This window comes from Bacillus sp. NEAU-CP5 (genome assembly GCF_026420705.1).
Taxonomy (GTDB): domain Bacteria; phylum Bacillota; class Bacilli; order Bacillales; family Bacillaceae; genus Bacillus; species Bacillus velezensis.
The window spans coordinates 772,228-797,727 of the sequence record NZ_JAPMOV010000001.1; the positions used below are offsets into that span (position 1 = coordinate 772,228).

Annotated in this window: 26 protein-coding genes and 1 pseudogene; 13 read left to right on the top strand and 14 right to left on the bottom strand. The window is 46.4% G+C overall.

What is annotated here, in order from left to right; translation table 11 throughout:
* Positions 1-11 precede the first annotated feature (11 nt).
* The 6 genes from OTK50_RS03230 to OTK50_RS03255 all read right to left on the bottom strand — a co-directional run bounded on the left by OTK50_RS03230 (position 12) and on the right by OTK50_RS03255 (position 6,600).
* Positions 12-1,010: a LacI family DNA-binding transcriptional regulator gene (locus tag OTK50_RS03230; RefSeq protein ID WP_007407297.1), complete on the bottom strand. Its 999-nt coding sequence runs from the start codon at positions 1,008-1,010 to the stop codon at positions 12-14.
* 70 nt (positions 1,011-1,080) lie between these two features.
* A complete protein-coding gene (locus tag OTK50_RS03235) occupies positions 1,081-2,472 on the bottom strand; it encodes an MFS transporter (protein WP_224224195.1) in 1,392 nt (463 codons plus the stop codon).
* Between the two features lie 24 nt (positions 2,473-2,496).
* Positions 2,497-3,894, bottom strand: a complete 1,398-nt coding sequence (gene uxaC / locus OTK50_RS03240; protein WP_132106218.1) for a glucuronate isomerase — start codon at positions 3,892-3,894, stop codon at positions 2,497-2,499.
* Between the two features lie 187 nt (positions 3,895-4,081).
* Positions 4,082-5,260 (bottom strand): NAD(P)/FAD-dependent oxidoreductase, encoded by a 1,179-nt coding sequence (locus tag OTK50_RS03245; protein WP_014417508.1) that lies wholly within the window; start codon positions 5,258-5,260, stop codon positions 4,082-4,084.
* 39 nt (positions 5,261-5,299) lie between these two features.
* A complete protein-coding gene (locus OTK50_RS03250; protein WP_003154908.1) occupies positions 5,300-5,716 on the bottom strand; it encodes a DUF1641 domain-containing protein in 417 nt (138 codons plus the stop codon).
* A gap of 386 nt (positions 5,717-6,102) precedes the next feature.
* Positions 6,103-6,600, bottom strand: coding sequence for a cupin domain-containing protein (locus tag OTK50_RS03255; protein ID WP_015388368.1), 498 nt, complete (start codon positions 6,598-6,600; stop codon positions 6,103-6,105).
* A gap of 129 nt (positions 6,601-6,729) precedes the next feature.
* Between OTK50_RS03255 and OTK50_RS03260 the strand changes: the two genes are divergently transcribed.
* Genes OTK50_RS03260 through OTK50_RS03270 form a run of 3 tightly spaced genes read left to right on the top strand, consistent with a single transcriptional unit; the run spans position 6,730 to position 9,241 of the window.
* On the top strand, positions 6,730-7,713 hold the full coding sequence (locus OTK50_RS03260) for a multidrug resistance efflux transporter family protein (protein WP_029325858.1): 984 nt from the start codon (positions 6,730-6,732) through the stop codon (positions 7,711-7,713).
* 27 nt (positions 7,714-7,740) lie between these two features.
* Positions 7,741-8,478 (top strand): phosphate ABC transporter ATP-binding protein, encoded by a 738-nt coding sequence (locus OTK50_RS03265; RefSeq protein WP_191974055.1) that lies wholly within the window; start codon positions 7,741-7,743, stop codon positions 8,476-8,478.
* A 1-nt stretch (position 8,479) separates the two neighbouring features.
* On the top strand, positions 8,480-9,241 hold the full coding sequence (locus tag OTK50_RS03270) for an ABC transporter permease (RefSeq protein ID WP_003154915.1): 762 nt from the start codon (positions 8,480-8,482) through the stop codon (positions 9,239-9,241).
* A 24-nt stretch (positions 9,242-9,265) separates the two neighbouring features.
* Here the strand turns inward: OTK50_RS03270 and OTK50_RS03275 are convergent, their stop codons facing one another.
* Complete coding sequence (locus OTK50_RS03275; protein ID WP_105937839.1) at positions 9,266-10,084, bottom strand: uroporphyrinogen-III synthase; 819 nt, start codon at positions 10,082-10,084, stop codon at positions 9,266-9,268.
* 175 nt (positions 10,085-10,259) lie between these two features.
* On the opposite strand from OTK50_RS03275, the gene OTK50_RS03280 reads away from it, so the two are divergent.
* Complete coding sequence (locus OTK50_RS03280; RefSeq protein WP_003154919.1) at positions 10,260-10,445, top strand: hypothetical protein; 186 nt, start codon at positions 10,260-10,262, stop codon at positions 10,443-10,445.
* 42 nt (positions 10,446-10,487) lie between these two features.
* On the opposite strand, the gene OTK50_RS03285 is transcribed toward OTK50_RS03280, so the two are convergent.
* The 4 genes from OTK50_RS03285 to fdhF form a co-directional block, all read right to left on the bottom strand.
* A complete protein-coding gene (locus OTK50_RS03285) occupies positions 10,488-11,672 on the bottom strand; it encodes a macrolide family glycosyltransferase (RefSeq protein ID WP_191974056.1) in 1,185 nt (394 codons plus the stop codon).
* Positions 11,669-12,889: a cytochrome P450 gene (locus tag OTK50_RS03290; protein ID WP_191974057.1), complete on the bottom strand. Its 1,221-nt coding sequence runs from the start codon at positions 12,887-12,889 to the stop codon at positions 11,669-11,671. Before OTK50_RS03290 ends, OTK50_RS03285 begins: the two co-directional genes overlap by 4 nt.
* A gap of 207 nt (positions 12,890-13,096) precedes the next feature.
* Positions 13,097-13,639 carry a DUF1641 domain-containing protein gene (locus tag OTK50_RS03295; RefSeq protein ID WP_266121826.1) on the bottom strand — a complete coding sequence of 181 codons (543 nt, stop codon included), beginning with the start codon at positions 13,637-13,639 and terminating at the stop codon, positions 13,097-13,099.
* Positions 13,632-16,589: a formate dehydrogenase subunit alpha gene (fdhF, locus tag OTK50_RS03300; protein ID WP_266121827.1), complete on the bottom strand. Its 2,958-nt coding sequence runs from the start codon at positions 16,587-16,589 to the stop codon at positions 13,632-13,634. Before fdhF ends, OTK50_RS03295 begins: the two co-directional genes overlap by 8 nt.
* A gap of 124 nt (positions 16,590-16,713) precedes the next feature.
* On the opposite strand from fdhF, the gene OTK50_RS03305 reads away from it, so the two are divergent.
* From OTK50_RS03305 to OTK50_RS03320, 4 genes are all read left to right on the top strand, one after another.
* Positions 16,714-17,283, top strand: coding sequence for a YjgB family protein (locus tag OTK50_RS03305; protein WP_224224193.1), 570 nt, complete (start codon positions 16,714-16,716; stop codon positions 17,281-17,283).
* A 98-nt stretch (positions 17,284-17,381) separates the two neighbouring features.
* Positions 17,382-17,783, top strand: a complete 402-nt coding sequence (locus OTK50_RS03310) for a DUF2809 domain-containing protein (RefSeq protein WP_029325856.1) — start codon at positions 17,382-17,384, stop codon at positions 17,781-17,783.
* Between the two features lie 43 nt (positions 17,784-17,826).
* Positions 17,827-18,000 carry a YjfB family protein gene (locus OTK50_RS03315; RefSeq protein ID WP_012117340.1) on the top strand — a complete coding sequence of 58 codons (174 nt, stop codon included), beginning with the start codon at positions 17,827-17,829 and terminating at the stop codon, positions 17,998-18,000.
* A 113-nt stretch (positions 18,001-18,113) separates the two neighbouring features.
* On the top strand, positions 18,114-18,296 hold the full coding sequence (locus tag OTK50_RS03320) for a hypothetical protein (RefSeq protein WP_074534190.1): 183 nt from the start codon (positions 18,114-18,116) through the stop codon (positions 18,294-18,296).
* Between the two features lie 283 nt (positions 18,297-18,579).
* Here the strand turns inward: OTK50_RS03320 and OTK50_RS19910 are convergent.
* Positions 18,580-18,976, bottom strand: a pseudogene (locus OTK50_RS19910) (MgtC/SapB family protein); the annotation flags it as partial.
* Positions 18,977-19,337: 361 nt separating this feature from the next.
* Here OTK50_RS19910 and OTK50_RS03330 point away from each other — a divergent pair.
* Together OTK50_RS03330 and OTK50_RS03335 are read left to right on the top strand one after the other, a co-directional pair.
* Positions 19,338-19,763, top strand: coding sequence for a MarR family winged helix-turn-helix transcriptional regulator (locus OTK50_RS03330; protein WP_105937845.1), 426 nt, complete (start codon positions 19,338-19,340; stop codon positions 19,761-19,763).
* Positions 19,747-20,094 carry a DUF3147 family protein gene (locus OTK50_RS03335; protein WP_007407319.1) on the top strand — a complete coding sequence of 116 codons (348 nt, stop codon included), beginning with the start codon at positions 19,747-19,749 and terminating at the stop codon, positions 20,092-20,094. Before OTK50_RS03330 ends, OTK50_RS03335 begins: the two co-directional genes overlap by 17 nt.
* A gap of 193 nt (positions 20,095-20,287) precedes the next feature.
* Here the strand turns inward: OTK50_RS03335 and OTK50_RS03340 are convergent, their stop codons facing one another.
* Both OTK50_RS03340 and OTK50_RS03345 read right to left on the bottom strand, forming a co-directional pair.
* Positions 20,288-20,971: an HAD family hydrolase gene (locus tag OTK50_RS03340; RefSeq protein ID WP_029973099.1), complete on the bottom strand. Its 684-nt coding sequence runs from the start codon at positions 20,969-20,971 to the stop codon at positions 20,288-20,290.
* 16 nt (positions 20,972-20,987) lie between these two features.
* Entirely contained in the window at positions 20,988-21,749 is a 762-nt protein-coding gene (locus tag OTK50_RS03345) for a DeoR/GlpR family DNA-binding transcription regulator (protein ID WP_033574547.1), read from the bottom strand.
* 252 nt (positions 21,750-22,001) lie between these two features.
* Between OTK50_RS03345 and lacG the strand changes: the two genes are divergently transcribed.
* The 3 genes from lacG to OTK50_RS03360 all read left to right on the top strand — a co-directional run bounded on the left by lacG (position 22,002) and on the right by OTK50_RS03360 (position 25,488).
* Positions 22,002-23,402 carry a 6-phospho-beta-galactosidase gene (gene lacG, locus OTK50_RS03350; RefSeq protein WP_224224192.1) on the top strand — a complete coding sequence of 467 codons (1,401 nt, stop codon included), beginning with the start codon at positions 22,002-22,004 and terminating at the stop codon, positions 23,400-23,402.
* Positions 23,403-23,464: 62 nt separating this feature from the next.
* Positions 23,465-23,779, top strand: coding sequence for a PTS lactose/cellobiose transporter subunit IIA (locus OTK50_RS03355; RefSeq protein ID WP_224224191.1), 315 nt, complete (start codon positions 23,465-23,467; stop codon positions 23,777-23,779).
* An 11-nt stretch (positions 23,780-23,790) separates the two neighbouring features.
* Complete coding sequence (locus OTK50_RS03360) at positions 23,791-25,488, top strand: PTS lactose transporter subunit IIBC (RefSeq protein WP_044802841.1); 1,698 nt, start codon at positions 23,791-23,793, stop codon at positions 25,486-25,488.
* The last annotated feature ends 12 nt before the right edge of the window (positions 25,489-25,500 follow it).

Genomic DNA, 25,500 nt, shown 5'->3' on the forward strand with positions numbered 1-25,500 from the left:
CAGACGGGCCGTTATGTGAGTTTTTTAATTGAATCTCTTATCATCACCTCGGTGTTTTCGTATATTTTTTCCGCCGCCGTATCCGGGTCGGCGATTAGCGCCAAGATCTTCTCTGCGCCGAGTATGCTGATGTTTTCAACCGGGCGTTTTACTGTCGAAAGCCTCGGCGTCATGTATTGGGAAATGCCGATGTCATCAAACCCGATAACGGATATATCTTCCGGAACGTTCAGGCCTTTGGCGAAAATGGCGTTCATCGCCCCGATCGCCATATCATCGTTTGAACAAAAAACAGCCGTAGGCGGTGATTGAAGCGCCAAGAGTTTTTCCATCGCCTGACTGCCGCTTTCCATATCATAGCGGCCTTTTACACTGTATTCATGCTTAATCGGGATAGAATGATCAATTAAAGATGTCAAATAGCCTTCTTTCCGCTGAGAAGTTGACCTGAATCCTTCCTTTCCCTCAATGATCGCGATATCTCTGTGTCCGTTTGCGATCAGGCAGTCGACCGCCTGTCTGGAGCCTTCTTTATCGTTTGACAGGATATTCGTGATGCTCCGGTCATCAATGTCCCGGTTCAGCACGACAAGCGGGATGTTTTTCTCGCGGATATGATAAATAAATGAATTATCACTGTCGCTTTGGCTCATTAAAATGATTCCGTCATATCTCATGGGCGTAATGGTTTCAAAGCTTTTCAGGTCGTCAATCGCGCGGACGAACAAATTGTATTCCTCACTGATTGTGCGGTTTACACCTTTGATGGTATCGGAAAAAAAGCTGTGTGAGGTTCCGTTTGTGATGCTTGTAAAAAACAGTCCGATCGTATGGGACTTTTGCATGGCAAGGCTTTTTGCATTTACATTCGGTGTGTAATTCAGCTGTGAAGCGAGCTCTAATATTTTCTGTTTTGTATGCTCTTTAATGTAGGGGCTGCCGTTAAGTGCCCGGGATACGGTTGTGTGGGATACGTTGGCGAGTTTTGCGATATCTTTTATGGTTACCATCGTTTTTCCTTTCTTTCTGTATGCTGTCATTTATTTCTATTGTACCATTAACGGACAGTCCATAAAATCACTAAAGTTGAGGTTTTGCATGATGTAAGTCCTGAACGAGCTCGGCATGCTGCCGGTCCGTCAGCTTATACATCAAACCGATAATCAGCATGGCGCACGCTAAAGCGAAAGCCGGGTACAGCAGCAGTAGCCCTTTAATCCCGATCAGCGTGCCTTTTGTCTGAGATGCATTCGGGATATAGCCGATAACGCTCAGCCCGATGCCTGAAAGAAAACCTGATAAAGATTGGGCGAGTTTTCTGGAGAAGTTGAAAAGCGAATATGTCGTCGCCTCCTTTCGTTCACCCGTCTTCCACTCTCCGTAATCAATAATGTCCGACACAAGCGCCCATGTAATGCCGTTTGGTATGCTGATCCCAATAAAAGCAATGCTCGCTAACGCCGTAAAGATATATACGTTTGACGGGAGACAGAAATTCAGCGCATCAGCCGCGGCGCTGACGGCAAAACCGATCATCACCGTTTGCTTTTTTCCGAAACGTTTGACGAGTTTCGGCATAAACAAAACACCTAAAAATGAAGAACCGATGATGATAAAACTCATGTAGGACATCAGCTCCGCATTGTTGAGATTGTACTGGGCGAAGTAAACAAGCATAGCGGATTTAATGTTATATGCCGATATTGAGAAAATCGTCATGAAAACGACGGTCAGAAGCGGTTTGTTGCCGATAAAGCATTTGAAAACCGACATAACGGACAGCTTTTCTTTCGGCGCTTCACGGACGATAATTCTTTCTTTGCAGTTTCGGTAGCAGATCATAAATCCCGCGATTCCGATTACGGCCATCATTCCCATGACTGCCGGGTAGCCGATGTGAACGTTATCAAAATGAACGAGAATCGGGATGACGATGACACTGGTAATGAGCAGCGCGCCGAGGGAGCCGATCTGGCGGAATGCGGAAAGCGCCGTTCTGTCCTCCGCATCCTGTGTAATGGCCGCGCCGAGGGAGCCGTACGGAATATTGACGAAAGAATAAGCGACCCCCCACAGCATGTAAGAAGCATAGGCGTACACAAGCTTCCAGGTGACGCTCACGTCCGGTGACACAAAAATCAATACGGTCATGACCGCAAGAATAATACTTCCGAATAATAAGTACGGCCTGAATTTCCCACGGGTTCCGATCTTTTTTCTGTAGTCAATGGCCGAGCCGACAATCGGATCAGTCAAAGCCGCAAACAGCTTGCTGACCAAAAAAATACTGCCGGCGAACGCTGCCGGAATGCCTGCGACATCTGTGAAAAACTTCAGCAAATAGATCTGCCCGAGATCAAACATAAATCCGTTCCCAAAATCTCCAAAACCATAGGATACTTTTTCTTTCAGACTCAGCTTATGCTCCTTCACTTTTACGGCAGGTGCTGTCACGACAGGCACATTACTCATAGGCCACCTCTTTCATTCCATTTTTTAAAAGCGGAAATATTCCTCAGCATTCCGGTAACAAATCCCCTCGACAATCTTTCCTAAAAGCTCCATATCGTAAGGCGCTTCGCCTTGTTCAGCCCAGCCGCCGATCAGCGTGCAGACAAGCCGCCTGAAGTATTCATGGCGGGGATAGGACAGGAAACTTCTTGAATCCGTCAGCATCCCGATAAAACGGCTGAACAGGCCCATATTTGATAACGCTTTCATTTGCTGGAGCATTCCATCTTTCGTGTCATTGAACCACCAGGCTGTGCCAAATTGAATTTTCCCCGGTGTTTTCCCATCCTGAAAGCTGTTGATCATGCTGGCGATAATATAGTTGTCATTCGGATTCAAAGAATACAAAATCGTTTTAGGCAATTGCCGCTTTTTTTCGGCGGAATCTAACAGCCGGGCAAGCGGTTTTGCGATACGTTCATCATTAATTGAGTCATATCCCGTATCAGGACCGAGGCTGCTGAACTTATTTGTATTGGTATTTCTTAACGCGTTAATATGGAACTGCATCGCCCAGTCCAGTTCGGCGTAAAGACCGCAAAGATATTGCAGCGTCCGTGTTTTGAATTTCTTTTCATCTTCAAAAGACACATGCTCTCCGCTTAATCCGGCTGCAAAAATCCGGGCCGCTTCCTCCTCGGTCGTCTCGGCATAAACCATTTGATCTAACGCATGATCCGACACTCTTCCCCCGGCATTGTGAAAAAAGCGGACGCGGGACTCTAACGCATCTAAATACGATTGGTAGGTGGTGACAGCCATTCCGGAAGCGCTCTCCAGCGAACGGACCCAATCGGCAAAACCCGGGCTGCTGATGTCCAGTCCTTTGTCAGGCCGAAATCCGGGCAGCACTTGAACCGGAAAATCACTTTCTTTCAACAGTTCGTGGTATGTCAGCGCATCGGCAGGATCGTCGGTTGTGCAAATGACTTTGACATTTGATTTCAGAATGAGATCCCTTGCGCCAAACCCGTCTCCCTGCAGGAGCTCATTCGTTTTTTTCCAAATGGCCGCGGCCGTTTTTTCATTCAATACGTCATAAATGCCGAACCAGCGCTGCAGCTCTAAATGCGTCCAGCTGTACAGCGGATTGCCTATCGCCATCGGCACCGTTTTTGCCCAGGCGAAAAACTTCTCTTCATCTGAAGCGTTTCCGGTAATGCAGCGCTCTTCAATGCCGTTGGCCCTCATGATCCGCCACTTATAGTGGTCACCGTAAAGCCATGCCTCCGTAATCGTTGCGAAGGTTTTATTTTCATAGATTTCCTTTGGGCTTAAGTGACAGTGATAATCAATGATCGGCATGTTTTCAGCGTATTCCCGGTACAGCTTTACGGCCGTTTTACTATCCAGTAAAAAATCATCACCCATAAAAGCTTTCACACTTTCATCCTCCCTCTTAAAAATGTTAACGTTAACAAAATGGTTCTTTTTTATTTTAGCTTCCTCTTTCTCACATATCAATCATTTTTATTTAACTTTTCAGAAAATTGTATATCCGTTAACATTTTCATACAAAAAAAGACACTGCCGAGAAAGTCCGGCAATGTCTTCTGTGTGATCTTAAGGATTAGTAAGCAAGGCTGAATAATCCTTTGATATGTGTTAAATAACGTACGTTACTTGCTTCTTTCATTAAAGATGCCGGAAGACCTTTCAGCGGAGTAGAGTTCGCTCCGATGATGGCAACCGCGTCTTTACGTCCGAGGCTTGCAAGCGTACCAGAGTTTACAGGCTTGAATGTTTCAAGCGTTTTTCCTTCTAAGTAAGCGAACAGGTTGTAACCGACAAGTTCACCCATCTGCCAAGCGATTTGCGCTGTCGGCGGGTACGGACGGCCGTCCGGCGCAAAGTATACAGCGCTGTCTCCGACAACGAATACATCTTCGTGAGAAGTAGATTGTAAGAAATCGTTAACCGTCGCACGGCCGCGGTTCACTTCAAGGCCGGATTCGCCGACTAACGGGTTGCCTTGTACGCCGCCTGTCCATACAAATGTGTTGGCAACGACTTTTGAACCGTCTTTCAGATCAATAACGTTTCCTTCAACATTTGTAACAGGAAGACCTGTTAAGAACTCAACGCCGCGTTTTTCAAGACTTTTTGTCGCGCGCTCGATAAGGTCATCAGGAAGAACAGGAAGAATTTTCGGACCTGCTTCTACTAATTTCAGTTTGATTTCTTTCGGATCTACGCCGTATTTTTTCGTAAGGTTCGGCATGATGTCAGCAAGCTCACCGACAAGCTCAACGCCTGTTAAGCCGCCGCCGCCGATAAGGATCGTTGCATCAGCTTCGTTTTTCGTTTTAGCGTATTCACGCACACGGTCTTCCACGTGTTTGTATACTTTGTTGGCATCAGCAGCAGATTTCAGCACCATGCTGTTTTCTTCAAGTCCAGGAATGCCGAAATAAGCCGTAACAGAACCAAGTCCGACAACAAGCGCGTCATAAGTCAGCTTAGAACCGTCAGAAAGGGCAACTTCTTTCTTATCAACTGAGAAAGAATTGACTTCTGCGATTTTAATGTCGACGTCTTTTCCTTTCAGAAGTTTTTCAAGCGGCATAGCAACAGCCTGTTCAGACACGTTGCCCGCTGCAAGGCGGTGCAGTTCTGTAATGATTTGGTGAGTCGGGTATTTGTTCACAACGGTTACGCGTGCTTCATCTTTACTGTAATGTTTGCGAACGGTTAAAGCAGAAAGAACTCCGCCGTAACCAGCGCCTAAAATGACAATATGTTTTGACATCGTATATCCTCCGTCCTTTATATCAATTTGAATCTGAGATTATTTTTGTTTTTCGTTCATGATTTCAAGATAGCTGTTAGCAAAACGGAACAGCTTTTGAGCTTGAGGATCTTTCAGCATGCGCAGCAGGCCGAAAAGTCCGATCGTTTCATTGCTTGCATCCGCGCGGTCTTTTGCTTCGATCGCAGTAGCCGCAACTTCTTTCGCTGTTTCTTTCACCGGCTCAAGAATTTCTGTAAGCGCACCCACTGTATCGCTCTTCAATACTTCGTCTGTCGCTACAGACTGTGCAAAATCATAAGACTTCGTTAAAATATTTACTAACTCAGTCAGTTTTGGAAGCTGATCCACTAAAACAGTCAGTGATTCTTGAACTTCAGGTTTTAGCAGCTGATCAATAAGATCGCGTTGGCCTTGGCTGACAGATGCATTTGTTTGATCGATTGTTTCTGGCATATCCGATTCTCCTTTACTATAAGCAGTATGCTGATTTTTTTGGAAAGGGTAGCCTTTCCCCCTTCATGCAAAAAAGCATGAAAAAGCAAGATTGTGAATTCATGCACAATCATTTACAAAAATAAATGTTTACTACCCAGTTTTTCACTTTGCCATATCCAGTATTATTTTTATATCAACAAAAACAATTGAATAAGTCAAAATTTCTTTTTCCTCTCTGAAAATAGCAAACATAAAAAACCCAAATTTGATTTACTCTTATATAATAACACTTTTTGAACAAAATTTGAACGTGAATTGTTTCGTTTATGAAATTATTTATATGGCGGGGGTGTAATAACGTTTCTTTCAGGCTATTTTTTTACAGACCATCCGCTTTTCCCCTGTCATTTTTCCCACAATTTTAATAGCGGGCCCGTTTTTCCCGTAAAGGGGTCGCATTCCGGGAGCGGGACACGGCTGATTTCTTCTGAAGTTCTATCATTTTTCTCCGTTTTTGTATCGTACTGCCGGCCGCCCGGATAAGCCCCGATCACGGTAAAATCAGAACTGCCCGACAGTTTTTTATGTCCGGTGCCGGCCGGAATGACCGCTGCATCCCCCGTTTGAAGAACGGCGTCTGCTCCTTGTTCTCCGCCGAACCTCAAAACCGCGGTTCCTTTTACCGCGACAAGAACTTCGTGCGTGGTGCTGTGAAAATGATGATACGGAAATACTCCGCCCGTCCAGCTGTTAGACCAATCGTGCCGGCGGAGGACGGACTCTGCTTTCTGTACCGTTTCTTCATTAAATACCGCTTTATAAATAACAAGCGGAAGATTCGGGTTATTCGGAATGCGGCCGTCATCTTCGAAATAAAGCACTTGAATATCCTCTTTCTGCATTGTGTTCACCTCCGTATATGTCTGTTTCCCATTCATCATTTATTAAAACGCTATTTTCTCATATTCCATTGCGAAGCCTGCCGGTGAATAGTATAGTATAAAAAAATATGTGTCAAAATGAGGGATTTAATGAAAGCCATCGTGATCGGAATATTGGCATCTCTGTTTTTCGCAGTCACATTTATTTTAAACAGGGCGATGGAGCTTTCCGGCGGAAGCTGGATGTGGAGCTCTTCCCTGCGTTTTCTTTTTATGATTCCGTTTTTATTTTTGATCGTTTATGCGAAAGGAAAATGGGCGCCGCTCTGGCATGAAATCCGAAAAAAACCGTTTTTTTGGCTGAAGTGGAGTTTTACCGGGTTCGTGCTTTTTTATGCCCCGATTACGTTTGCCGCGGCATATGGGCCGGGCTGGCTGATCGCGGGCACGTGGCAGATTACAATTGTCGCGGGTGTGCTTCTGTCGCCGTTTTTCTACGAAACAAAACATTCACCGGCGGGCCCGGTTTCCGCCAGACAAAAGATCCCGCTGATTTCGCTGGTTACTTCCGTCATCATTCTGATCGGAGCCGGTCTGATTCAGCTTCAGCATGCGGGTTCTCTGTCCGGCCGCACGATACTATTCAGCGTGGTGCCGGTCGTCATCGCCGCTTTTGCCTATCCGCTCGGCAACCGCAAAATGCTGGAACAATACGGCGGAAAACTCGATACATTTCAGCGGGTGCTCGGCATGACGCTCGCAAGCCTTCCGTTTTGGCTTTTGATCGCCGCTTTCGGCTGGCATAGAGACGGGCTTCCGTCAATGGGACAGACATTCCAATCCTTTATCGTCGCACTCAGCTCTGGCGTTATCGCAACAGTATTATTTTTCCGCGCCACCGATATGGTGAGGAATGAGCCGCAGAAGCTCGCTGCTGTTGAAGCGACTCAATCCGGAGAAGTTCTTTTTGCACTGATCGGCGAAATCGTCTTTTTATCCGCGGCGTTTCCGTCACTTCTTTCATTTGCCGGACTGTTCATTATTATTGCGGGAATGGTCATGCATACATTCGCTTCCCGGCAGACAGACCAGAAAACGGCTGAGCAAACGTCAGCCAATCTTACCGGTTCCTGATTTTTTTTACGAAAGGTGTCATCCTGTATGAAAGAAGAAATTCCGGCAATATCTTTTCTGTCAGCCGGCAAACGCTTTGAACAAAACAATACGTCCTTTGATGTCCTAAGCCGTGTAACCGGACATATTCAAAAAGGTTCTATCACAGCGTTGATAGGGCCTTCCGGCGCGGGAAAAAGCACATTGCTGTCGCTGTGCAATCTGATGAATACACCTGATGAAGGGGAAGTGCTTGTATTCGGAAAAGAAATAAGACACTGGGACATCAGAGAGCTCAGAAAAACCGCAGGCCTTGCATTTCAATCAGCTCCCGTCCTCGAGGGAACGGTGTGGGACAACCTTCTGCTCGCAGAAAAACTCCACGGCGCACAGCACTATACGCCTGAAGAGCTCGCAGATTTTACAGATCTTCCGCGCGGGCTTCTGGATCGGAATGCAAAAGAATTATCCGGCGGGCAGCGGCAGAAGCTCTCATTAGCGCGAACCCTCGCCGGACTGCCGTCCATCCTGCTGCTGGATGAAATCACCTCGGCGCTGGACCCGTCATCCGTTCTCATCATTGAGAAACTGATTACGAAACTCCATCGGCAAAAACAGCTGACGGTCCTGTGGATCACCCATAACCTTGAACAAGCGGAACGATTATCCGATACAGTATGGTTTATGGCTGAGGGACGGCTTTTAGAAACCGCGGAAACGAAAACGTTCTTTAAGGAACCGAAACATGAAAAGGCCCGGGCGCTTTTACAAGGGAGCGGGTGCTGATATGAATGATCTTTCTCTGTTATTGACAAGTATATTTGTCATTATCGCTTTATTCCTGTCTAAATCTTTTAAAGCCGGCGTCGAAAAGGATATGATCGTCGCAACCGTCAGGGCCGTCATTCAGCTGCTCATCATCGGCTATGTGCTGTCGCTGATTTTCCGCGGTGACCACCCGATATTTATCATATTAATGGTGCTTCTCATGCTCACGGCCGCTTCGCACAATGTCGCCAAACGGAAAAAAATGCGGATCGGCTCATTTTGGCGCGTTTTTCTGACACTGGCGATCGCGGAAACCGTGACGCAGGGACTTTTACTGACCCTTCACATCATTCCGTTCACTTCAAGATATGTCATTCCGATAAGCGGCATGGTCATCGGAAACTCCATGGTGCTCTCAAGCCTGTTTTTAAGCCGGCTCAGTTCGGAAGCAGACCTGCGGAAAGAAGAAATCCAGCTGATTCTCTCTCTCGGAGGAACGCCTAAGCAGGCCGTCCGGCAGATATTGACGTCCAGTATGAAGCTCAGTATGATCCCGACGCTTGAAAGCCAGAAAACATTGGGTCTCGTTCAGCTTCCCGGCATGATGACGGGGCAGATTTTAGCGGGGGCTGATCCGATACAGGCGGTGCGCTTTCAGCTGCTGATCGTTTTTACAACGATGGCCTCCGCTCTTCTTACATGTATCATACTCAGCGCCTTGACATATCCTTCCCTTTTCACGGAACACTGGCAATTAAAAAAATTCAGCAGGGAAGCGTAGGCTTTTTCCCTGCTGAATGATTATTTATGACAAGGTCAGAGATTCATAGTAACGGGATAATTCAATAATCATCGCTCCCATCCGCTCAATGTCCGGAGCAAGAACCCTCTTTATCCCTTCATCCCGGATCGCTTCAGCCGTCACTTTGCCGACTGCGGCGGCAAGCACTTGTTTTTCGAATGCCTGCTGCAATTCTTTTGTGAACTCTTTTTCTTTTGCATAATCAAAGAGAGAGCGCACTTGAATGGCTGTCGTAAAACATACGGCATCGACCTCTCCGTTTAACAGCTCTCCCAGCAGTTTATCGACCGTCTCCCTTTCCGGCGGAATATGCTGATACGGGAGAACAGGGAATACCTCCGCTCCGTTTTTCTCAAGGAACTCCGTTAAGACCGGCGCTTTTTCGCCATGAAGCTGTATCATGACTTTTTTATCTTTAAAGTCAAATCGTTCCAAGGAGCGGATCAGCCCTCTTGTTGTACCGTCTTCATCTGAGGCATGCGGCGTGATGCCGAGCTTTTTTAAGGCCGCATATGTTTTATAGCCTCTGCAGCCGATTTTCGCTTCATGAACGGCCGCTAAAAATTCTTCTTTCAGACCGATTTTTTCCGATACCGACAATAACGTTTCCGTACCGATGCCTGTGGTGAATATCGCCCAGTCGGCTTTTTGCCCGGCAAATGTTCTTACGTCGGGTTCAATTTGATCCTCCGCCAGGTATACGGTTCCTTGGAGGGAACGGACGACCGCCGTTCCGCCCTGCTTTTCTATTAATTTTGTGATCTCTTCTGTTTTCCGCGAACCGCCGATGGCAATCCGTTTCCCGTTCAATCCTTTTCCCATCGCTGTTTTCTTCTTCCCTTCAGATGCCGGGCGCCCTATGGCACGCCGTCATTTATTTCTATTATTGTTACGCAATCAGCCGGGAAAATCAAGCTATGCTCCCGTTGAATCCCTCGTGCAGTTGCTGTATCATTAACCGGGCAGAACGATTTGATTCGCGGAGGGATTTTCAATCATGGAAACAAAAAAAGAGTTCGAGACAAAAGGATACGATACTTCGGTCATTTATGAGTTCAATGAATATCCTGATGTTCATAGCGGCCGATGTGACAATTGCGACTACACGCTGTTTAAAAGCTCAGTGAAGGGCGGAAAATTTTTGAGGGAATGCCGGAGATGCGGCATGAAGAAAAACATATAACAAAACAGGCAGCCGTCTTCCGATGCGCTGCCTGTTTCTCAATCAATTTTCGACGGCCGCCGTTTTCAAAAATTCTTCAATGGCGCAAACAGCCTGTTTTGGGCCGCCGGTTTCTTCTATTTTCTGCTGCATGCTTTTCACGCGGCTGAGGATGTTTTTATCGCCGTATACGTTCTGGACGTCTTTTTGCAAACGGGCCACAGTGACTTCTTTCGGCGGCAGATGCACGCCAAGCCCCAATTCATCCACACGCTTTGCGGTGACCTCTTGTTCGTGCATTTGCGGAACGACAACGAGCGGGACACCCGCATTCATCGCCTCCATTGTACTGTTCATCCCGCCGTGAGATACGAACAGCTTTGCTTTCTCCAGCACATCAAGCTGAGGAACGTGCTGGCGGATGATAAAGTGTTCGGGGACATCCGAAAAACTTTCCGGATCAATTGTTGTGCCGACTGACATAATAACCCGCCAGTCCGAGTCCCGAAACGCGTCAATACACATCCGGTAAAATTCAGGCCAGGCGTTAAACGCCGTTCCCAGTGAAATGAGCATAAGCGGACGGTCATCGGCTGCATCAATTTCCAGACTTCCCGTATTTGTGCGTTCTCCAAGAGACGGACCCACAAAACAGAATCGTTCGTCAAAGGTTTCCTGTTTCGGCTGAAAGGCCCTTGGCATAAAGACAATATTCAGTTTTTCAGGCATAAAAAACTCTTCCATTGTCATCCGTTTCAATTGTTCATTTTCAATCTGCTCCTGGTATTCTTCTATCGCCTGTTTGGCCGCTTCCAGTGTTTCTTCGTCTCTTCCTAATTGAAAATACTCATTCATTGCATAGCTCGGGCAGAACTTTACGGCCGGGATGCCGCCATTATCCGCAAACAATTTTCCGGCAAGAGCTAAAAAATCAAACAGGACGATGTCAGGAAGGTCGTCTTTGTACAGCTCTTCCAGCTGCGGAAGCACTTCAACCGCTTCTTCCAGAAACATCACAAACGCGTCATTTTTGTTTACCCGTTCTTTTATCGTCTCCGGGTCCGCCTTTATGCTTGTGCGGTATAAAACGGGAATGGCGCCCGTTTTGGCAACGGAAGCTTCAAATTCCTCAGTCACAGCGAATGTCACTTTATACCCGCGATTGACAAGTTCCTCGGCTACAGGCAGCGTGGGATTGACATGACCGTGAGCGGCCACATTAATAATGGCGATGTGTGTTTTTCTCATCTTTTTTCTTCTCCCTCATTTTCGTTTATCTCCGCTTCTAAAGACTCCAGCCCGTACATGACACTGTTTCGGATCGGCTCAATCCGGACGGGCTCAAGGTGTGAAAAGGTTTTTACAATTCCTTTCAGCGCGGCTTCCGCTTCAAGTCTGGCAAGCGGAGCGCCTAAGCAGAAGTGTACGCCGAATCCGAAGGAAAGGTGCGGATTCGATTGGCGGTGAATATCAAATACGCCCGCCTTCTCAAATTTGTTTTCATCACGGTTGGCAGATGCAACGTAGCAGAGAACGATCTCCCCGCTTTTCAAGCGGCGTCCGCGCAGTTCAGTGTCGTGCCGGACCGTCCTTCTGACAAACGGAGCGGGAGCGCGAAAACGCAGCGTTTCTTCCACCGTTTGCGCGATGAGAGAAGGGTCCTGTCTCAGCTCTTCATAAAGGCCGGGCGTCTCTAATATGCTGTAAACCGCATTTGAAATGAGATTAGTCGTTGTTTCATTTCCCGCCACTAAAAGCAGGTTGCAAAACGGGATCAGATCTTCTGCCGTGAGCTTCTCTCCCTCTTCTTCCTCTTTTATCAAAATAGAAATAATGTCTTGGCCGGGCTTTTTTCGTTTGCTTTCTATTATTTCCGCAAAAAATGCCGCCAGCTCTGCCTCACATTGGTCACGTTCCTGCTGATTTTTCTCCGCCGCTTCAGGACTCGCATCTTTCGGCATGCTGACGAGAATGTCCGACCATTTTTTAAACTGATCCATACGTTCGGACGGAACGCCTAATAATTCTGAAATCACCATGACCGGCAAAGGGTAAGAGAGATCTTTAACGATATCAATCCGCCCTTTGTTCTTTGCCTGTTTTAGAAGATGATCGGTAATGTCTTTAATTCGCGGCTCCCATTCCTTCAAGACGCGGGGAGTGAAAGCGCGATTGACGGCAGATCTGATTTGGGTATGCTTCGGCGGGTCCATGTTCAGCATGGACTTTGCAATCGAGCTTTTCACATCAGTCATGAGGCTTGAGAACGTCTCTTTATCACTGATGACTTTTTTGACATCATCGTATAAAAACACACTCCAAACCTTCGTTTCTTCATCAAAGTGTATAGGGCTTTCCCGTCTCATTTTTTCGTACCAAGGAAAAGGGTTGTATACGTCCAGGCCGTTTTTTCCTTTCATCAGGGTTCTTTGGATGGCTTGTCTCGTGCTCCTCAGCTTACTCATGTTTCATCACTCCTGATTGTTTCATATTTGAATAGTTGACGTACCTTGAATTTTATCCTAGCACATATTTTCAATTTTTTTCTATTCATAACCTGAACTATTAACATAACACAACAAAAGTCATGAATCCGGAGGTGAAATTTCTCCCAAGAAAACAGCAGAAGCGCACAAAAAACCCGAGCCTTCGGCCAGGCTCGGGAGATATGTTCACTCATTCGTCTGCGGTTTCTGGTGCTGCTTTTGGTCTTCAAGAGGCTGCGTATTTCTTTCCATATCGTCCGTATCAGCGCCCATGCCTTTCAGGAAAGAAAACAGCAGAGTGACGGCCTTGTTGATTTCCGGGTCTTTTAAAGCGCGGACGATATCAAAATACCCGGTCTTCCTGCCGCTGTCTTTTTCCTCGACGGCCTTTGTGACGCCCGCATTGATTTTAACGATAAACGGCTCAAGCTGTTTTACATCGAGCATGCCGAGAACGCCGCTTAACAGCAGGAGATTTTTCAGCATATTGGCCGTTTCCGGAGTATTCGCCTTCTTCACGAGGATATCCATCACTTTGTCTCCCTGGCCGAAGAGCCCGCGCAGAAGCACCAAAACGCCGCGCTCGTTCATGTGCTGAAGAATGTGCAGAGATTCCAAAATCGCGTCTTTATTTTGTAAAAGAGCCGTCTCGATCTCTTCTAAGTCCTTTTTTCGTTTGTCTTCTTCTGTGACGGTCTGTTTTCGGATGCTGCTGATTGCTTTAGCCATTTTGCTGATTCCCCCTTTTTACCGCGTCTCCCGGAAATACATAATCTTTACGCGCCCATTTCCGATCAACCCGGACACCGATCTGCGGCTGCGGGTTTCCGTAACGGAAATTGATTTTCGGAAGCGGATTAACGCCTTCTTTTTTCAAAATCTCCATCTTCGCTGATGTTTCTTTATAAGCCGGTGTATCGGTATCCTTATCCGCATAGCTGCTTGTCAAAAGGTTAATGGCGGCGTCTTTTGAATCGTTCATCGGAAGATAGACTTGTTTGCCTTTTACCCTGTCTGTGATGACGCATTTGACTTTCACATTTCCGTACGGTGAAGTCAGACGGACAAGCGTTCCGTCTTCCAGCCCTCTTTCTTCGGCGAGTTCGGGCGAGACCTCAAGGAACACACTCGGTGTTTTTTCGGATATTCCTTTTGATCGGTAAGTCAGATTCCCTTCGTGAAAATGCTCGAGCAGCCTCCCATTATTCACATGGATATCATATTCTTCATCAAATTCTTTCGGCTCGGTCCACTGAACGGGATATAGAATCGCTTTGCCGTCTGAAAACGGGAACTTATCTGTAAATAAAAGCGGTGAATCGGTTCCGTCCGCTGCAACCGGCCATTGCAGTGAATTGTAGCCTTCGAGACGTTCGTAAGTGACGCCTGCGTAGAGCGGCGAAAGCATTGCCGCTTCTTCCATAATGTCTGCCGGATGTTCATAGTGCCAATCAGCGCCCAGACGGTTGGCGATGTCCGTAATGATCTGCCAATCAGGCTTTGAATCGCCCAGCGGTTCAAACACTTCGTAAAGGCGCTGCACCCTTCGTTCCGTATTCGTAAACGTCCCTTCTTTTTCAAGGCTCGGGCTTGCCGGAAGCACGACATCGGCGAACTCGGCCGTACGCGAAAGAAAGATGTCCTGCACAACGAAGAAATCAAGCTTTTCAAATGCGGCATGAACATGGTTAATATTGGAGTCGACAAGCCCCATTTCTTCTCCTTTTAAGTACATGGACTTCAGTTTTCCTGAGTGGATGCCTTCGATCATTTCATGATTTGTCATTCCGATTTCTTTCGGCAGGTCTGTTCCCCAGCCCTGTTCGTACTTTTTGCGGGCTTTTTCATCCGTTACTTTTTCATAGCCGGGGAAGCTGTCAGGCATACTGCCGAAATCACTGGCGCCCTGCACGTTATTATGGCCCCGAAGCGGATATGAGCCTGCGCCGGGCTTGCCGTAATTCCCGGTCACAAGAAGCATGTTGGAAATGGCTGTGCTCGTATCACTTCCTCCGATATGCTGGGTGACACCCATCGCCCACAGTGCGCACACGCTGCCGGCTTCATGAATCATCCGGGCCACTTTGATTAGGGTATCCTTGTCCACACCGGTATGTTTTTCCGCATATTCCATTGTATAAGGTTCAAGGCTTTTCACGAATTCATCTAATCCGTTCACTCTCTCCTTCAGAAATGCAGTATCCGCCAAATCGTGATCAAGCAGATATTTCGATACGGCATTCAGCCAGACAATATCTGATCCGGCACGCGGCTGGAAAAACACATCGGAGCGCTCGGCCATTTCATGTTTTCGCAAGTCAGCGACGACGAGCTTCTGTCCGTGCAGCTTATGAGAACGTTTAATACGTGTGGACAGGACGGGGTGAGACTCAGACGTATTTGAACCGATTATCAGAACGAGCTCAGCTTTTTCTATATCTGTAATCGACCCTGAATCACCGCCGTATCCGACCGTTCTGAACAATCCCGCCGTGGCGGGAGACTGGCAGTAGCGTGAGCAGTTGTCGACATTATTTGTGCCGATGACGGCTCTTGCAAGCTTCTGCATCACGTATGATTCTTCATTCGTGCATTTGGAAGATGTGATAAAGGCAAGCGCGTCCGAGCCGAAATGTTCTTTTATATCGGTAAATTTATCAGCGATCAGCTGCAGCGCTTCATCCCATTCCGCCTCCCGAAACGAGTCTCCTTCCCGGATAAGCGGTTTGGTAAGGCGCTTTTCACTATTGACGAAATCCCAGCCGAATTTCCCTTTCACACACGTCGAAATTCCATTTGCTGGCGCCTCAGCCTGAGGCTCGACCTTTAAAATGTCTCTTCCTTTCGTCCATATATCAAAACTGCAGCCGACACCGCAGTATGTGCATACGGTTTTCGTTTTTTTGATTCTTTCATCCCGCATGGCCGATTCCATGTCCGATATGGCCAAAATCGATCCGTACCCGGTTTCGACCCCTTTTGTGATGTCAATCATCGGCCGAAGCGTCTCTTGGCTGATGCCTGTTAAATACCCCGCTTCGCCTTCCATGCCTTTTTCCATCATGGCATTGCACGGACATACCGTTGAACAATGTCCGCAGGAAACACATGATGATTCATTGATCGGCACATCCTGATCCCAAATGACCCGCGGGCGTTTCCGCTCCCAATCAATGCTTAACGTTTCGGTTACCTGTACGTCCTGACAGGCTTCGACGCAGCGTCCGCACAAAATGCACTGGTCGGGATCATATCGGTAAAACGGATTTGATTCATCTTTAGGATACGGTTTTTGATCGAACGGAATGCTTTGATGATTGATTTTCATTTCCTTTACGGTATTATGTACTTCGCAGCTCCCATTGTTGTAATCACAGACCGTGCAGTACAATTCATGGTTGTGCAAAATGTTGTCCATGCCGATAATCTGCGCTTTTTTCACATCAGACGAAAGCGTATCGATGACATCTCCGTCCTTTATTTGCGCGGAACACGAACGCACCAGTTCCCCGTTAACATTGACGATACAAGTATCGCATGTTTCAATCGGCCCGAGACTCGGATGATAACACACGTGCGGCACGTCAATTGAACTATTATTCAAAAGCTGCAAAACGGTTTGACCGTCCGGCGCTTCCATTTCAACCCCATTGATTGTAACCTTCTTTGTATCAGCCATTTTCTTTTCCCCTTTCTGTACCCCTCTATACATCCTCTATGATTCCCAACCGGCCTTTCACTAAAACATCTCGTTTATCTCAGGAAACATACGGGTATGAGCGGTAAAAAGGAGGCGTTCACATATGTTGAAGAAAAAAACACTCGTCACGGGATTATCCGCCGTGATGCTCACGGGATTCGCATTCGGCGCAGAAGCATTTTCAGATACACAGCCCGTCCATGCCGCAGCCGCGTCAAAAACGGAAAACCAACGTGCACAAGAACTGGTGAACAGCCTTTACCAATCGGCGTTTAAAGGGGAAATGCCGCAACATGTGAAAGGCCTGAAAATCAACCAAAGCACAAGACAGGACGTTTACGATAAAATCGGCGAGCCGGAACAAAAAGCAGACAGCCGCAATCCATTTGATTTATACAGCTGGAACATGGGAAACCCCGGTTATGGATTTTCCTATCATAAAAACGGAAAAATCTCGGAAATTCGCTATTTCGGAACAGGGGTCGAGCGGCGCTTAAACCTCGGCAGCGTCACACCTGACGTCTTAAGCAAACAAATCGGCAGCGCTGACAAAATCCTGACAGTGCCAAAAACGGGCGAAACAGATTATATCTACCATACGGGGCAGTATGAGCTCCGCTTCGTCATCGGCAGTGACCAAAAAGCAGACCATGTCAGCTTAAAAGCAAGATAACGCGAAAAAAGCGGCCTCCCGGGCCGTTTTTTTCATAGACAGCTTCTCCGTCGTTCCTTACAATACATGGGAGTACAAAAAAAGGGGAACAGTGTGAAGTGAATAGACATCCATTGACATACGGAATATGTACCGTTTTTATCATCGCCCTCGGTTTGCTGTCCAGAACCGCATACATCACCGCCCTATTGCCCGGCATCATAAACGCTTATTTAGGAGATGCCTTGTGGGCGGCAATGATTTTTACAGGATTCGGGCTTTTATTTCGGCACATCCGGACGGAAACAGCCGCTATCCTGAGCCTATCGTTTTGCTGTCTGATTGAATGCAGCCAGCTGTATCACGCGCCGTGGATTGACGCAATCAGAAGCAGCACGCTCGGCGGGCTGATCCTCGGCTGGCAATTTGTCTGGAGTGACATTTTCGCCTATACCCTCGGGGTATGCGCTGCCGCATTTTTAGAATGGGCCGTAAAAAGAAACCGCCAGTCCCCTTCATAATCGGAGCACGCCGCCGATATGAAGGGATAAGGAGGTGGAAGCTATGGATATCCCTGCGTTATCAATCGCTATGCACCAGGCATCTCTGGCGCAGAATGTAAATATCGCTTTAACAAAAACGGTCATGCAGCATGCACAGGCTGCGGCGGAAGAAACAGTGAAAATGCTGCCGTCCCAGCACCCGACTGCCGGCCATTCAATTGATGTGAAAGTGTAAAAAAAGATGCCGGATGATAACCGGCGTCTTTTTTTTGCCCGTTGTACGTACACCATACCGGGCATACAGGAATAAGGTAAACGGAACCAACATTTGAAAAGGAGGTTTTCCTCTTGTACGATCCTTTCTATCATGAAGACACAGCCGAGAGCCACGAACGGGTGCCATATCATTATCCGCGGCCGCCTTATTATTTCCCCAGACCATATCCATACTACCCGCGGCCGCCTTATTATTTCCCCAGACCGTATCCATACTATCCGCGGCCGTATATCCCGTTCTATCCCTGGTATTAATATTTGAATAGAAATGACTGCAGACAGGAGGCTTCCCCTGTCTGCTATTCAACTTTGACCGACAGGATATACGGGAGGGCTTGAACTTTTTCCATTACCGCCGCTTTCCCGCTTTTGCTTTTCACCCTTCCCTTCACTTCAAGCACCGCCTTATTCAATTCATAGGACGTAATAAGAATTCCTTTTTCCTCAAGAGAAGTTAAAATATCATGCATGACGGCTTTCTCCTCAATCCTGAAACTGACAGACAAAGAATGCGCCGCCGGTTTAAACAGAAAATTTAACAGTTCAAGCCCGATTAACGCCAAAATCGTGCCGCTGATGCCAATGACATACATACCTGCCCCGATCGTCAGCCCGATCCCCGACGTAGCCCAAATCCCCGCGGCCGTCGTAAGCCCCCGCACGACATGCCGCTGCAAAATAATCGTGCCGGCTCCTAAAAATCCGACGCCGCTGACGACCTGCGCCGCCACCCGGCTCGGATCAAAGGACGTATGGCTGTTGGATAACAAATCAAAAAAGCCGTATTTGGAAACGATCATCATCAAGGCGCTGCCGACGGCCACTAAAAAATGCGTCCTCAAACCGGCTTCCTTCGCCCTGAATTCTCTCTCCAATCCAATAAGAGCCCCAAGCAGACCTGCAACCGCCAGACGAATCACAAAATCAAGTTCCATCCGTCTCTCTCCTTTCCTTATCTTCTTACCCGCTTTTTATCCCCCGTATCTTTTTCAATCAGCACAAGACTGCCCAGCTGAAAAAAACTGCATTTGAATATATACTTTGGTTCTTTATCATATTGTCAGTGCTCTTATTTATATGCGGAAGGTATTAAGCTGACGTTTCTAAAATAAGGAAAATAACTTATTGAGAGTATATTAAACAAGTTTATTCGTTGAAGCTACGGCCGCTTGTCTCTTCCAATCTTCTAAAAACAGAACGAATGCCGCTCCCTCATGCTCAAAAATTGCTTTCAATCCGCAAAAATATATCGTAATATGAGATATAATCTTAATAAACGATAGAAGGTGGATGATGATGTCAAACGAAATCATGCGATTAAATGACCTCTGGACAGATATTTACTACCTGCTCCGTTATCAGCACCATGAAAAAATTACTCACCAAGGTGTACGGATTCTGCAAGTCATTCAAAAAGAGAAGGCAGTCGGAATAAAAGACATTGCCGAAGCGATTCAAGTATCACATAATACCGCTTCGGAACATATAAAGCGGTTACTGCAGAAAAAGTACGTTTATAAAACCAGAAGCGTTGAGGATGAGCGGAAAGTCATTTTAAAACTTACCAGTTTGGGAGCTGATGTCCTTTACCGGCATTCCGGTCTTGATGAAGAAAAGCTTAAACAGCTTCTTTTTGACAGCATGAATAATGAAGAGAGAACACTTGTCTTAAAAGCATTCAGTTTGATGAAGGAGCGTGCTGAAGATGTTTACGATCGTTAAAATCATTGTCTCCGCTGCTATTATTGGGATTATCACTGAAATATCAAGAAGAAGCCCGAGTTATGGAGGTATTATAGCGGCTTTACCAATTGTCAGTATGCTGAGCATGGTTTGGCTGTACATCCAAGGCGAAACGAAGGAGACATTAAGTCATTTTGCATTCAGCGTGGCTTCCGGCATCCCCTCCACAGTCATTATGCTGGTCATTATCGGCATCGCCCTTCGCCATTCACTGTCTTTCATTGCCGCATCAGGACTTGGACTTACAGGATGGCTGGTTTTCTTGTATGCTCAGGATTTTATCGTAAAACATATAAACAGTCAGCAATAAGCACCTTAGCGCTTGTTTGTAAATACGAGGAATTAAAAAAAACAGGGATACCCCTGTCTTAAAAGTGACTCCGATTAAAAAGCGAAGCCCCTTTCTTCACGAAGCAGACACCGCCGAACACAAAAACATCCCGTGTTGCGAACGGAGTCCGCAGCCTGTACAGCCATATCGGCATGAAGAACCGGCTGATCTCTCAAACAGAATGTCCGGCAATCACCTCAAAAAACGAGGTGAAATCTGTCAGTATCCCGTCATCCGCCAGCTGCTTTTCTTCAAATAACGCGCGGTTTTTTCCGAGCGGGTCAATGGCCATAATCTTGCCTGCACCTGCTTTTTTCGCCGCTGTGAGCCCCGAAAAGGCATCTTCAATGACTAAGCAATCTTCAGGTCTGAGGCCTAACTTTTCCGATGCGATGAGAAAAATATCCGGCGCCGGTTTTCCGGGGAAGCTCCCGTCATCAAACGTGACTTTGTCAAAATCAAACCACCGATCCAACTGAAAGACGTCAAAGTAAAACTCGACATTTTCCTTTACCGTAGCCGTGGCGATGGTCATTGGCGTTTCTGATTTTTTCAGATGGTTCAATACGCCGGTCAGTCCTTTCGTCAGCTTTAACTCATCTTTGTTTTCAAGACATAATTCTCTGTAGTAGGCTTCTTTTTCAAAAGACAGCTTCTCGATTTCTTCATTTGTTAAATCGCCGGAAATAAAATACGTCAGGATTTCACTGTTTGTTCTCCCGTGAATGTTAACGAAAATGTCTTCATCAGAAATGGTTTTCGGCGCGTATTTTTTCACCATGAAAAACCATGCTTTTTCGTGCAGATGCGAATCTTGAAACATCGTGCCGTTGAAATCAAAAATAACCCCTTTCATCGAACCGCCCGCCTTTTTATTTTTTTGCGATTTTGACATCTACATATTGCTCGTAATGAATTTGAACATCTTTCATCACTTTATCATCCGTAATCAGATAATCCATATCGTGCAAGTTATAGAACACGTAAAAATCTTCCCGGTTGAATTTTTTATTATCCGCCAGCAAAAATTTCGTCCGCGAATTATTCAGCGCGATTTGATGAGCCTCCCCTTCTTCAATGCTGTAAGAAGAAATCTCATCATTATGTATGCCGTTGGCGCTGATGAAGGCTTTCGTAAAATTGAATTTCTGCAGATTGCCGTTCACGATGGGCCCGACGAAGGCACCGGTATTTTTTCGGAAATCGCCGCCAATCAGGATGGTATCCGCAGTGTCACCATGCTTTAAAATATCAAATACGGGATAGTTGTTTGTGATAATCCTGATTCGCTTATGCAGCAAGTGTTTGGCTAAAAGTTCAATCGTCGTGCCGGGCCCTAAAAAAACGGTATCGCCGTCATTTACATAGGAAGCTGCGAGTTCCGCGATCTTCCCCTTCTCCTCCATTTGAACACCCAGTTTTTCATTATGCGATAATTCGTGATCAATGGAATAAGAAATGCTCTGTGCGCCTCCGTGAATACGTACGATTTTTCCGGCCTTATCCAGCTCGTCCAGATCTCTTCTCACTGTCATATCAGAAACATCCAGTTCATCGATAATATCACTCACCGTAATAAACCCCCGCGAGTTTACGATATCGATGATTTTTAAAAGACGTTCTTTTTTTAACATGTTCAATCATCCCCTCAACTTTACACACAATCTAACACACCGCGGCAATCCGGTCAACAAAAACAAACACTAACAAACAACATAATCAACATATAAAACAACGAAAAACTTATAAAACCCCTATTAAAACAGATTTTATTTCTTTATGAAGCTATTGACAACAAAAATGTATGCGTTTACTATTAAACAAAAGATAACAATTACAAACATTAACAAACTTCAATTCACACATTGGCGAAGGAGGATTCAGTAATGCTCAAATTACCTCATGACTTTATTTTCGGCGGGGCGACTGCGGCATATCAAGCGGAAGGCGCCACAAAAGAAGGCGGCAAAGGGCCTGTGGCCTGGGATGAATTTCTTGAAAAACAGGGAAGATTCAGCCCTGATCCGGCAAGTGATTTTTACCGCCAGTTTCCGGAAGATATTAAACTATGTGAAAAATTCGGAATAAACGGCATCCGCCTTTCTATAGCCTGGACGAGAATTTTCCCTGACGGCACGGGCAAAATCAATCAGGAAGGTGTTGATTACTATCATCGTATTTTCTCAGAGTGCCATAAACGCAACGTCACCCCTTTTGTCACGCTGCATCATTTCGATACACCGAAAGGATTATTTGATCAGGGAGATTTCCTCAACCGCGCTGCAATAGAAGCGTTTGTCAGCTATGCGGAGTTTTGCTTTAAAGAATTCAGCGAAATCAGATATTGGAGCACGTTTAACGAAATTTATCCCACAGCCACCAACCAGTATTTACTCGGGGTTTTCCCGCCATCTATTAAAGGTGATATCACAAAAGTCATTCAATGCCTCCATCACATGATGGTAGCGCATGCGATGACCGTCAATCTTTTTAAAGACGGCGGCTATCCGGGAGAAATCGGTGTCGTCCACTCATTGGAAACAAAATATCCCGCCAGTGACTCAGAAAGAGACCGCCACGCCTGTTTTCTGGATGACGCGTTATCAGTGAGATTCCTCCTCGACGCCACCTACCTCGGCTATTATTCTGAGGAAACCATGCGGGCTCTGGATGAAATCTGTGATGCAAACGGCGCTTCATACGAGTTTTCAGACAGTGACTTTGACGTGATGAAAAAAGCTTCAACGCGCAATGATTATCTCGGCATCAATCATTATCAATGCCATTTCGTCAAAGCGTACGACGGAGAAACCGTTATTCACCATAACGGAACGGGCGATAAGGGCACTTCGGTCTATAAAGTAAAAGGAATCGGCGAAAGAATTTACAAAGAAGGCCTGAAGCGGACCGATTGGGACTGGCTCATTTATCCTGAAGGCATGTATGACATGCTGATGCGCATCAAACGGGACTATCCGCAATATAACAAAATTTACATTACCGAAAACGGCATGGGCTATAAAGATGAGTTTGAAGACGGCATCATTATGGATAAGGCAAGAATCGACTATTTAAAAGTCTATTTAGAAGCCGTCAGTAAAGCGATTACCGACGGAGTCAATGTAAAGGGGTATTTCTTATGGTCCTTAATGGATTTATTTTCATGGACCAACGGCTACAACAAACGTTACGGTCTTTTTTACGTCGACTTCGACACCCAAAAACGGTATCCGAAAGAATCGGCCTACTGGTACAAACTTGTAAGTGAAACAAAAACAATCATTTAACGATCATACATGGTGAAAAGAGTCTCTTTTCATCATGTGTGCCGTCTTTAGGAGGTTTTTTCATGACAAAGGAAGAATTGCAGATGCTCGGTTTTGAAATTGTCGCCTATGCCGGTGACGCCAGAAGCACTTTATTGAAAGTCCTGAAAGAAGTCCGTGCCGGAAACTTCGAAAACACGGAAGTAGCATTGAAAAGCGCCGATGAAAATTTAACCCTCGCCCACAATGCGCAAACGAAAATGTTAGCTGAAGAAGCTGACGGCAAGGACATGGAATTAGGGTTTATTTTCGTTCACGGTCAGGACCACTTGATGACAACCCTTTTGCTCCGTGATCTTATTCAGGATTTTATAGAACTCTACCGAAGCCGCCGATAAGGAGTGGAAAAATGAACGGTATCATCAAGCAAATCGAAAAGGGAAAACCGTTTTTTGAAAAAATCTCAAGAAACATTTATTTAGGCGCGATCCGCGACGGCTTCTTAACGGCCATGCCTGTTATTTTATTCGCCAGCATTTTTATCCTCACCGCCGCTGTGCCGGAAGTGTTGGGTTTCACTTGGCCTAAAAGTGTTTCTGAATGGCTTTGGAAAGTTTATAACTATTCAATGGGCGCCCTTGGTCTGATCGTTGCGGCAACAAGTGCGAAATGCCTGAGTGAATCAATGAACCGAAAAATGCCGAAAAACAAAGGGATCAACCCCGTTTCAGCGATGCTTGCGTCAGTCGTCGGGTTTCTCATTTTAAGTGTCACTCAAATCGACGGCGGATTCTCCACGGAATACCTCGGCACAAAAGGTCTTTTAGCCGCTTTTGTATCCGCTTTCATAACAGTGAACGTTTACAGATTCTGCGTGCTGAAAAATATTACGATTAAAATGCCTAAAGAAGTACCGGGTACCATTTCACAAACATTTAAAGATGTTTTTCCGTTCGCTTTTTCCGTTCTGGCCATGGTAATCATTGATTTATTGATCAGGAACACGCTGAACGTATCTTTTGCAGAGGCTCTCTCCTCTCTCTTATCGCCGTTTTTTACCGCCGCAGACGGTTATCTTGGGATTTGTGTCATTTGGGGAATGATGGCGCTGTTCTGGTTTGTCGGCGTTCACGGGCCTTCTATTGTGGAGCCGGCCATCGCAGCTATTATTTACGCAAATGTAGAGGCGAACCTTCAGCTTCATAATGCCGGTGAGCAGGCGTCCAACGTGCTGACCGTCGGACTCGGGAACTTCGTCGGCACAATGGGAGGAACCGGCGCAACCCTTGTTGTTCCGTTTATCTTTCTTCTTTTCGCGAAATCCAAGCAATTGAAAGCAGTCGGAAAAGCATCCGCGGTTCCGGTGTCTTTCGCAGTAAACGAACCTCTGCTCTTTGCTGCGCCGATCATTTTAAATCCTTATTTTTTCATTCCGTTTGTTGTAACGCCGATGGTGAATGTTTGTCTGTTTAAATTTTTCGTGGATGTCATCGGAATGAACAGTTTTATGTATGTTCTTCCGTGGGCCACCCCGGCGCCCGCCGGCTTGATTCTCGGAACCGGCATGGGGCTCTCGGCTTTTGTGCTGACGGCTGTATTAATCATTGTCGATTTCCTGATATACCTGCCATTCTGTAAAGCTTATGACAAAGTATTAGCGGCGAAAGAAGCCCAACACACCGAGCCTGAAAGCGCGCCGCAAACATTACAGCCCGCCATGGCCGGCGCCTCAGAAGACGCGGCCTCTGTCATCAGCACAAATTTTCAGGAATCCTCATCCGCCTTGGAACACGGCACCAATGTGTTAGTGCTGTGCGCCGGAGCGGGAACGAGCGCCATGCTTGCGAACGCACTGACAGAAGGAGCCGAAGAATACAACGTGCCGATTACCGCCTCAGCAGGCGCCTACGGATCCCATTACGACATCATGAAAGACTTCGATATGATCATTTTGGCTCCGCAGGTCGGCTCTTATTATGATGACATTAAAGAAGATGCGGACCGCCTGCATGTGAAACTCATCGCAACGAAAGGAGCGGAATATATCAGTCTCACAAGAAATTCACAAAAAGCCATTCAGTTCATACTGGAGCATACCTCAAAATAGAATCGGAGGTTT

Excerpts from the sequence above, each read along its gene's own strand:
- OTK50_RS03255 (WP_015388368.1), bottom strand. The coding sequence starts at position 6,600 with ATGCAGAAAGAGGATATTCAAGTGCTTTATTTCGAAGATGACGGCCGC.
- OTK50_RS03330 (WP_105937845.1), top strand. The coding sequence starts at position 19,338 with ATGTCAAACGAAATCATGCGATTAAATGACCTCTGGACAGATATTTAC.
- OTK50_RS03285 (WP_191974056.1), bottom strand. The coding sequence starts at position 11,672 with ATGAGAAAAACACACATCGCCATTATTAATGTGGCCGCTCACGGTCAT.
- OTK50_RS03270 (WP_003154915.1), top strand. The coding sequence starts at position 8,480 with ATGAATGATCTTTCTCTGTTATTGACAAGTATATTTGTCATTATCGCT.
- OTK50_RS03260 (WP_029325858.1), top strand. The coding sequence starts at position 6,730 with ATGAAAGCCATCGTGATCGGAATATTGGCATCTCTGTTTTTCGCAGTC.
- fdhF (WP_266121827.1), bottom strand. The coding sequence starts at position 16,589 with ATGGCTGATACAAAGAAGGTTACAATCAATGGGGTTGAAATGGAAGCG.
- OTK50_RS03335 (WP_007407319.1), top strand. The coding sequence starts at position 19,747 with ATGTTTACGATCGTTAAAATCATTGTCTCCGCTGCTATTATTGGGATT.
- OTK50_RS03250 (WP_003154908.1), bottom strand. The coding sequence starts at position 5,716 with ATGCCAGAAACAATCGATCAAACAAATGCATCTGTCAGCCAAGGCCAA.
- OTK50_RS03340 (WP_029973099.1), bottom strand. The coding sequence starts at position 20,971 with ATGAAAGGGGTTATTTTTGATTTCAACGGCACGATGTTTCAAGATTCG.
- OTK50_RS03290 (WP_191974057.1), bottom strand. The coding sequence starts at position 12,889 with ATGAGTAAGCTGAGGAGCACGAGACAAGCCATCCAAAGAACCCTGATG.
- OTK50_RS03355 (WP_224224191.1), top strand. The coding sequence starts at position 23,465 with ATGACAAAGGAAGAATTGCAGATGCTCGGTTTTGAAATTGTCGCCTAT.
- OTK50_RS03235 (WP_224224195.1), bottom strand. The coding sequence starts at position 2,472 with ATGAGTAATGTGCCTGTCGTGACAGCACCTGCCGTAAAAGTGAAGGAG.
- OTK50_RS03230 (WP_007407297.1), bottom strand. The coding sequence starts at position 1,010 with ATGGTAACCATAAAAGATATCGCAAAACTCGCCAACGTATCCCACACA.
- OTK50_RS03295 (WP_266121826.1), bottom strand. The coding sequence starts at position 13,639 with ATGGCTAAAGCAATCAGCAGCATCCGAAAACAGACCGTCACAGAAGAA.
- OTK50_RS03360 (WP_044802841.1), top strand. The coding sequence starts at position 23,791 with ATGAACGGTATCATCAAGCAAATCGAAAAGGGAAAACCGTTTTTTGAA.
- OTK50_RS03275 (WP_105937839.1), bottom strand. The coding sequence starts at position 10,084 with ATGGGAAAAGGATTGAACGGGAAACGGATTGCCATCGGCGGTTCGCGG.
- OTK50_RS03315 (WP_012117340.1), top strand. The coding sequence starts at position 17,827 with ATGGATATCCCTGCGTTATCAATCGCTATGCACCAGGCATCTCTGGCG.
- OTK50_RS03345 (WP_033574547.1), bottom strand. The coding sequence starts at position 21,749 with ATGTTAAAAAAAGAACGTCTTTTAAAAATCATCGATATCGTAAACTCG.
- OTK50_RS03305 (WP_224224193.1), top strand. The coding sequence starts at position 16,714 with ATGTTGAAGAAAAAAACACTCGTCACGGGATTATCCGCCGTGATGCTC.
- lacG (WP_224224192.1), top strand. The coding sequence starts at position 22,002 with ATGCTCAAATTACCTCATGACTTTATTTTCGGCGGGGCGACTGCGGCA.
- OTK50_RS03280 (WP_003154919.1), top strand. The coding sequence starts at position 10,260 with ATGGAAACAAAAAAAGAGTTCGAGACAAAAGGATACGATACTTCGGTC.
- OTK50_RS03245 (WP_014417508.1), bottom strand. The coding sequence starts at position 5,260 with ATGTCAAAACATATTGTCATTTTAGGCGCTGGTTACGGCGGAGTTCTT.
- OTK50_RS03265 (WP_191974055.1), top strand. The coding sequence starts at position 7,741 with ATGAAAGAAGAAATTCCGGCAATATCTTTTCTGTCAGCCGGCAAACGC.